Genomic DNA, 6866 nt, shown 5'->3' on the forward strand with positions numbered 1-6866 from the left:
GGGGGGGGGGGGGGGGGGGGGGGGGGGGGGGGGGGGGGGGGGGGGGGTGGGGGGGGGGGGGGGGGGGGGGGGGGGGGGGGGGGGGGTCGGTGGTCGGTTTTATGTCCGGGTCGAGGGCATGAGGGAGTGCTGGGAAGTTGCTGCTGAGGGTGGTGGCGTATGTCTGGACGGCTTCTGGGTGTTCATGGCCGGGGCTGTCCGGTCCTTGGGCTGGACCGTGCGGGGGGTGCGGCCGGCGGCCGTTTTGGTGGTGCCGGGGGATGTGTCCGGGATCTGGCCGGTTTCCTGGAAGGGGGCCGCGGAGATGTTGTGCGGGGCGGAGGCCGGGGTGTTCGCTCGGGGTGAGCGTGCGGGGCGCGTCGGGCAGGGCGAGGCCGGCCGGATCGGCCGGGGCCCGTGGGCTCGTCCGGTGCGGGGGCGTCGGGGTGTCCCTACGGGGTGCGCGGGCTGTTGCCTGTAGGCGGTGTCGGGGTGGGCGTGGCGGGATCTGAGGCAGTCCGGGCTGATGCGGCCGGCCACGGTGGCCGGCCGCATCAGCCCGGACTGTCGGCCGCCGGTCGGCCGGGCGGGCGGGTTGGCGGTGGTTGCCGTGTCCTGGCGGGCGGGACGCATTCTGGTTTCCTGGCCGCATCCTCGGTGTCGGGGTGTGGGCCCGGTGTGCGGTGCGTGGCGGCACGCAGCCGGTTGTGCTGGGCTTCGGAGGTCTCGGCCACGAGGCTGGAGGGGTGGCTGGTCAGGGGTTTCGCGGCTGGCGGAGCGGGGTCCGGTTGGCATCCGGGTCCACCACCTCGGCGCGGGCTCCGGACGGATGGTCCATGGGTTCGGACTCTTCGGAGGCGGCGCCGCGCCGGCGCGTGGTCCCGAAGTTTTTTCGCGGGTCCCCGGATTCGAGGATCGGCGGACCGGGCGCGCCTGTGCTGTCCGGCTGTGCCGTGGCCGCCGTATGCGGCCGCAGGATGGTCTGCGCCGGGCTGTCGGGAACACCGGCGGGGAGGGGACGTCCGTCGGGCCCTGGGAGGCTGAGCCGTTTCTCCGGGCCGGGTTCCTCGGTGGGGAGTTCCGGCGCGCGGTCCTGACCGGTGACGTGGATCGTCACGTGCATGGTGCCGGTCGGCGTCCTGTTCTCGGTGCGCTTGTGAGGGCGATGGCCGTTCGTGTCCGGTCGTCACGCCCGTGGCGCATGCCGGCGGGCGAAGGTGACAGGACGATCCGCTGCAGCGGATACCGGACGCATGCGGCGTGGCTCGGGCAGCCCCCGTACGGCCCCGGCGCGCCGAGGAAGATCACGCAAGGGAGGGGGAGATCGGCTGAGCAGGGCTGGCCCCAGGAGCGCCCCCTTGGGGAGATTCGCGGAGCGCTGTCAGGGGCCGGCTCGGTCCCCAGGTGTGCAGGTGCCAGGTGCCAGGTGCCCAGGTGCCCAGGTGTGCGGGTGCCCAGGTGCCCAGGTGTGCGGGTGCCCAGGTGTGCGGGTGTGCGGGTGCCCAGGTGTGTGGGTGTGTGGGGATGGGCCTGCCGGTCGTGCGTTGGGAGGCGGTGCCGGTCGCGGCGGCTGGACAGGGCCGTCTGTTGCCGGTCGGGGTCCGCGGCCTTCCGTATGTGCTGCCTCGGGACCGGCAGCCGTGGCTTTTGCGCGCGTCGCGCGTCGCGCGGCGGCGGTCCGGTCCCGGGCCCGCTGCCGGGTGTCTGCTGCGCCGGGTGTGTGTTTTCGGTGCCGGCCGCTCCTGCCGCGCCTGTGCCAGTTCCGCCGGCTCGTGACGCTCCAGGCTCTTGGGCTGGTGGCTTTCGTGGGCCTGAACGAGCTGCAGCCGCGCGGCGGTCTCGGTGCGGTCGGAGTTTTTCACGGGCTCGGGCGCCGGCCGGTTGTCACGCGGCCACAGCTCTGCGGTGTCGGCTTTGAAGCCGGCCGGCCGTGGCTGTCTGTGGTGGGTGTGTGTCGGGTGGGGGTGGTGGTTTGCCCGGGTGCGTGGTCCCGGGGTGTGTCTGTCCGGGGGTGGGGGCTGGTGGCGGGTCAGGGGGTGGGTGTGGGGGGTGGTTCGTAGACGAGTTTGTAGGTGACGTCTTTGGGGACGGGGGAGGGGGCGGTGTCGGTGTAGAGGAGGCGGATGGTGCTGAAGCGTTGGGTGCCGGGGTGGTCGGGCCAGGGTTGGGGGTGGCTGAGGGTGACGGTCACCGGGTAGGGGCGGAAGCGGCCTGCCGCGCAGTAGGGGCGGCAGTCGTTGACCATGTCGGTGCCGGTGGCCGTTGCGGTGTGGGGGCCCCAGGTGTTCCAGGTGAGGCCGACGAGCCGGTTGTTGCCGTCGCCGCAGGCCAGGAGGTATTCCTCGGGGCGTATCTGGGGTTTGGAGAAGCAGTCGACGACCACCGGGTCGGGTGCGGGTGCGGGTGCGGGTGCGGGTGCGGGTGCGGGTGCGGCTGTGGCTGTGGGGTGTGGTGCGGAGACCGGTATCGCGGCTGCCGTGAGGGCTGCTGCGGCGCTCAGCAGGATTCCGGTCCGGGTTCGGGCCCGCGGCCTGCGGGCGTTTCGGCTGTGTCCTGAAACGTCCACGTGACCTCCTCGCGCATCCGTCGCGCCCGGCGGCGCTGCGGCCATGCCCAGCTTCTCCGATCCGGGCGCGGGCCGCACCCGCTGGCGGCTTCCCGTCCTCGAGGCCCCCTCCGGCCTGCGGATACCCGGACCCCTGCACCCGCAGACGCAAGCAGCAGCCTTGGGAATGGGCCACGGCGAAGGACCCGTCCCACCCTGCTGCAGCCAGGACCTGACCCGGTCTGTCGGCCGGACCGGCGGGCAGTCCGTCGGTCGGCCCGCCCGCCGGCTCGTGGGCCGCTGGTCTGCCGGTGCGACCGGCCGGCTGCCCGGTGTACTGGCCCGCCTGCCGCCTGCCGCCTGCCGCCTGCCGCTGACTTGTGGGCTGCTGGTCTGGCGGTGTGGCCGGAGCATCGGGCGCTGCCGGTGTACTGGCCCGCTTGCTGGCTGCTGCCGTCTGCCGTTCTGGCCGGTGACGGTTCTGTCGGTGTTCGGTGTTCGGTGTTCGGGGTGTGGGGTGGGGTTGTGCGGGGCGGGGTGTGGTGCGGGTTCCGGCGTTCTGGGGCTGGTGCTGTTCCGCTGGTGGAGTCTGTGCGCCGCCGTTGCCGGTGCCTGCCGGCTGTCTGCTGGTGTTCCTGTCTGTCTGTTGGTGTGCCGGTGTGCCGGTGTGCCGGGCTGCCGGTGGGTCGGTTTGTGTGTCGGGGTGTCTGGCTGTCTGCCCGGCGGGCGGGCGGGTGGGTGGGTGGTGTGTTGGTGTTGGTGTGGGGGGTTCAGGTGATGCCGATGGTGTAGGTGGCGTGGTAGCCGTTTTTGTGGGGTGTGAGGGGGAGGGTCATGGTTTTTGCGGCGGTTCGGTAGCGGCTGTCGTGTTGGTTGGGGTGTTCGGGTGGGGTGCGGCGGGCGTAGGGCTGGTGTGTGTAGATCCGGGTGAGCAGGTTTTCGGGGAAGAAGAACTGTGAGGTCGTCTCGGTGTGGGTGTCGGGGCGGACTTTGAAGTGGATGTGGGGGGCCAGGCCTGCGTACCAGCCGGGCACGATCGTGTGGAACACGCATTGTCCGGTGTGGTCGGTGATCTGGGTGCCGCGCAGGAAGGTGTCCTTGCCGGTGGAGTAGTGGCCGGCGGCGTCGGCGTGCCATACCTCGACGCCGGCGGCGGCGAGGGGCCGGCAGCCGTCGGGGACGCGTACCACGGTCAGGTCCAGCCGTAGTGGTACTCCGCTGCGGCCCTGGGTGATGTCGGAGCGGACCAGGTCCAGATCCAGGTAGTACGGTCCGGCGCCGGCCTGGACGGCGAGGACGCAGGCCGGGGCCGTGGTGGTGCCTGTTCCCGGCGGGGCGGGGGGGGGGGGAGGGGAGGCGGAGGGGTGTCCCGGTGCGGTCTGGGTCCGGGAGGGGCCGGCGCATGCCGTGTTCAGCACGGCGGCGGCCCCGGCCGCGCCGGCGGCCAGCAGAAGGGTCCGGCGGCTGGTCGCCGGGGAGCCGGCGCCTCGGCCGGTGGCGGTGCCCGGGTCAGGTCCGGTGCCGGTGCCGGTGCCGGCGGTGGTGGCTTTGCTGGTCTCGGTCATGCGAACCCTTCACACACGCCCCGGGGGGCCGTTCGTCCGCGGGGGACGGACGGCTGGACACGCGCCCCACCGTGCCGGACACGGCCCTGGCCGTCCGGTACCGACACACCTCCCTCCACCCCGCCGGCTCCCCGCCTCCGGCCCTGCCCTTGCATCCGTGCCTGTGTCGTTTCTGTCCGTACCACCGGTCCTCCCGGCTTGGCGTCCGCGCCTGCCGGCTCCTCGCTTCCGGTCTTCCCTGCCGCTCTGCGTCCGCTCTGCGTCCGCTCTGTGTCCGCTCTGCGTCCGGGGCGGGTGCGGGGTGGCCGGTGCAGGGGGTGGCCGAGGGGTTCGGCGAGGGGCCGCGGGGGGCGGTGACGTCGTCCGGTCCGGCGGCCTTTTGTGGCCGGTGTGCCACCCGGGCCGGTGCGCAGCCCGGGTGGCCGGTGCTGACGCCGGCGTGGGCGCTGGTGCCCGTTCGCCTGGCGGTTGTCTCGGTCGGCGTGTTCGTTTCTGCGGACGTCGTGGGTGTCTCCGGCGGGGCTGCTCGTCCGGGCGGCCGGCCAGGGCGGTCCGGTCCGCCGGCCGCCCTCGCCGCCGCCTGTTTCCGCTTCTGCTGCTGTGCTGGCGGTCCGGGGGTGCGGCGCGTCGAGGTGCGTGCCGGCTGCGGCCGGCCGGGCGGGCCGGTGCGGCGGTGGGCGGTGGCCTTTCCGGGCCGGTGGTCTGGGCCGGTCTCCTGCGTCGTGGCCGCGCTGCCGCCCGTACCGCCTTCATCGTGTGGGAACGTGCGGCGGTCCGGCGTCCATGCGCTGCCCGCTGCCCGCTGCCCGCTGCCCGCTGCCCGCTGCCCGCTGCGCGGTGCCGGGTGCCGGGTGCCCGGTGGCCGCTGCGCGGTGCCCGGTGCCGGGTGCCCGCTGCGCGGTGGCCGGTGCCGGGTGGCCGGTGGCCGGTGCGTGGGTGTGTACGGGGTGCGGCTGGGGGGTGTGGCGGTTCCGGTCTGCCGGGCGGGTTTCGGCGCGCGTCCGTCCGGGCTGGGTTCCGGTCGTTCCGGGTGGTGGGGTGGTGTGGGGTGTGCCCGGCGGCCCCCTCCGGTGTCCGTGGGAACGGATCCGGAGGGGGCCGCCGGTGGGCTCGTGGTGGTGTTACCAGGAGCGGTTGAACTTCACGTGGCCGCCGTTGCGCTCGTACCAGCCGGTGAAGCCCCAGTTGATCCAGCCGCCGTCGCCCTGGTTGGTGAACTGGCCGGACTCGAAGATCCACAGGCCGTAGTGGATGCTGCCCCACTGGACGTTGGCGTAGAGGCGGGTGCCCTGGAACTGGTCGTTGTAGTTCTGGCTGAGGTTGAACAGCATGACGTTGTGCCGGCTGCCGGCGGCCTTGAAAGCCTTGTCGACGGCTTCCTGTACGAAGGTGCCGCGGTTGTCGGTCTTGATGCTGCGCAGTGCGTCGGCGATGGCCTGGCCGCGGCCGAGCTGGTCCATGGAGACGTTGACGGTCACGTTCTTGTCGGCGGCGGCCGCGGCGTCGGGTCCGGACGCGGCGGGGGAGGAGGTGGCGGGGGAGGAGGTGGCGGGGGAGGAGGGAGCGGAGACGGCGGCGGGGGCCGGGGCGGGGTGTCCGGCGGCCTGGGCGGGGAGCGCGGCCGCTCCGGTCAGGGTGAGCGCGGTCAGGGCGATCGTGGCGAGCGTGGTGTTGCGGCGCATGACGGTGGGGTCCTGTTCTTCGGGGACGGAAAACGGGGGATGAGAGCCGGGCCCGGCCCCCGTGCCCGGGTGCGGGACGGGGGCTGCCTCAGGGGCGGGGCCGGGGGACGGGTACGGGCACGGACGCGGACATGGCCGGGGACGGGGCCTGTTCCGGGGACGGAGCGGGGTGGAGCGGGGTGGAGCGGGGCCGGCGGGTGGCGGGTTACCAGGAGCGGCGGAAGTTGACGTAGCCGCCGTCGCGGTCGAACCAGCCGCGGAAGGCCCAGTTGATCCAGCCGCCGTCGCCGTGGTTGGTGAACTGGCCCGACTCGAAGACCAGTACGCGGTAGGTGCCGTGGATGCCGCTGACCTTGGCGTCGTAGACCACGCCGTGCAGGTTGGGGGTGTAGCTGTTGGCGTTGTTGATGACCATCACGTTGTAGCGCTGGCCCGACTCGTAGAAGGCGCCCTCCATCAGGGACTTCACGTAGCCGGAGCGGTTCTGCTTGCGCTCGATGGCGTCGTTGACGATGTTGATGATCTTCTGGGTGATGTCGAGGACCGCGGAGGCGACGTCGACCTTCCCCGCGAGGGCGCCCGCCTCGCCCGGGGCGACTGCCGAGACCGCGGCCGGGGCGGCCGGGGCGGGCGTCTGGGCGGCGTAGGAGGCGGTGGAGGGCAGGAGCACCCCCGCGGCGGCGACCGAGCTGACGATCATGACGGCGACACGCTTGCGGCTGATACGCATGGATCTACTCCTTCAAGGGATGTACCGGGCATTTAGTGGTTGTGGGAGCCCTGCGGGGCCGCCGGGCGCCGCAGGGCGGGCCGGACACCGGCCGGACACCGGCCGGACACCGGCCGGACACCGGCCGGGCGGCGGCCGGAGGCCGGCCGCGAGCCGGCCCGCGGGCCGGCCGGGAGCGGACCGGGGCAGGGCGGGGTGGACCGGCGCAGGCCGGGGGTGGACCGGGGCGGGCCGGGAGCGGACCGGGGCAGGGCGGGCCGGACACCGGCCGGAGGCCGGCCGGGGGTGGCCGGGGGTGGCCGGCAGTGGATCGGAGTGGGGCGGGAGGGGTGTGCCGGGTGAATGCCGGACTGTGAATCCGGTCC

Annotated in this window: 5 protein-coding genes; all 5 read right to left on the minus strand. The window is 73.8% G+C overall.

What is annotated here, in order from left to right; all coding sequences use genetic code 11:
* Nucleotides 1-733: 733 nt before the first annotated feature.
* Nucleotides 734-1096 (minus strand): glyoxalase, encoded by a 363-nt coding sequence (locus tag AAT21_RS14335; protein ID WP_412180311.1) that lies wholly within the window; start codon nt 1094-1096, stop codon nt 734-736.
* Between the two features lie 912 nt (nt 1097-2008).
* On the minus strand, nt 2009-2545 hold the full coding sequence (locus tag AAT21_RS14340; protein ID WP_107081258.1) for a hypothetical protein: 537 nt from the start codon (nt 2543-2545) through the stop codon (nt 2009-2011).
* A 749-nt stretch (nt 2546-3294) separates the two neighbouring features.
* Nucleotides 3295-4089 carry a dioxygenase family protein gene (locus AAT21_RS14345; protein ID WP_079025636.1) on the minus strand — a complete coding sequence of 265 codons (795 nt, stop codon included), beginning with the start codon at nt 4087-4089 and terminating at the stop codon, nt 3295-3297.
* Between the two features lie 1121 nt (nt 4090-5210).
* Nucleotides 5211-5771, minus strand: a complete 561-nt coding sequence (locus AAT21_RS14350; RefSeq protein ID WP_046776940.1) for a hypothetical protein — start codon at nt 5769-5771, stop codon at nt 5211-5213.
* 205 nt (nt 5772-5976) lie between these two features.
* Nucleotides 5977-6501, minus strand: a complete 525-nt coding sequence (locus AAT21_RS39850) for a hypothetical protein (protein WP_046776941.1) — start codon at nt 6499-6501, stop codon at nt 5977-5979.
* Nucleotides 6502-6866 lie beyond the last annotated feature (365 nt).

It is taken from the genome of Streptomyces yangpuensis (assembly GCF_001005295.1).
In the GTDB taxonomy this organism is placed as follows: domain Bacteria; phylum Actinomycetota; class Actinomycetes; order Streptomycetales; family Streptomycetaceae; genus Streptomyces; species Streptomyces yangpuensis.

What these genes read in the sequence shown, in the direction of transcription:
- AAT21_RS14345 (WP_079025636.1), bottom strand. Translation starts at nt 4,089, where the DNA reads ATGACCGAGACCAGCAAAGCCACCACCGCCGGCACCGGCACCGGCACC.
- AAT21_RS14350 (WP_046776940.1), bottom strand. Translation starts at nt 5,771, where the DNA reads ATGCGCCGCAACACCACGCTCGCCACGATCGCCCTGACCGCGCTCACC.
- AAT21_RS39850 (WP_046776941.1), bottom strand. Translation starts at nt 6,501, where the DNA reads ATGCGTATCAGCCGCAAGCGTGTCGCCGTCATGATCGTCAGCTCGGTC.